Raw genomic sequence first — 686 nt, 5'->3', positions numbered from 1 at the left:
TTCCTCGGTACTCGCGGTCCATCACCAGCGGAGCGATATCAATCTTACAATCGTCCGCATAGGTGATCGTGACGCAGTAATCATAAACGACTGTCTTGTCGGCATATCGTCCGCTCTCAAGGAAAACGCGCCCGAGGTCCTTCACGTATTGAGCGGCACTCCAGCCATCGACCGGCCGAACCCTGACGAGCAGATCGGCGTCGAATTCTCCGCCATCCACCGGGCGGATGATAGTGTCGTGCGCCCAAGAGCCCTGCTCGATGAAGGTGGAGATTGTCGGTTCCCAGTCGGATGCTCGAAGAAAGCTATTAATCGTCTCCGCTCGGTCCTCAAGCAGTGTAATACGGGTTTGATTGAGATTGACGGTATCGGATAGAAAGTTTTTGAAGTCATTTACAAGTTTCACACTGCCCCCTCTTGATATGTGCTAGTCCCCAATGGCTGTCGAAACGCTCACGTTCCCCGACGGACTCTCATTGGCGGAAGGAGAGGTACGGAAAGCCAAGGAAACAGCCGCTCGGGTTTGCGAACACGAACGAGATAATCTGCTTTACACGACCGAGAGTGAAAATAAGAATTTAACTCTCACACGGGGACGAATGCTTTTGGATAGATTGCGAGAAACCGATGCGTAGCACGCGTGCGGTGACCAAGCCGAACACGTATTATGGCGTCCATGGTAATGT

At 52.5% G+C, this 686-nt stretch carries 1 protein-coding gene; it reads right to left on the bottom strand.

Going from position 1 to position 686, the window contains the following annotated elements:
• Nucleotides 1-406, bottom strand: a 406-nt coding sequence (locus EN780_RS36410) for a cyclic GMP-AMP synthase DncV-like nucleotidyltransferase (RefSeq protein WP_348631300.1), incomplete at its 3' end; no start/stop codon positions are given.
• Between the last annotated feature and the right edge of the window lie 280 nt (nt 407-686).

This window comes from Mesorhizobium sp. M4B.F.Ca.ET.089.01.1.1 (assembly GCF_004022605.1).
GTDB classification, from domain to species: Bacteria; Pseudomonadota; Alphaproteobacteria; order Rhizobiales; family Rhizobiaceae; genus Mesorhizobium; species Mesorhizobium abyssinicae.
This window is presented reverse-complemented; position numbering and strand designations above follow the sequence as displayed.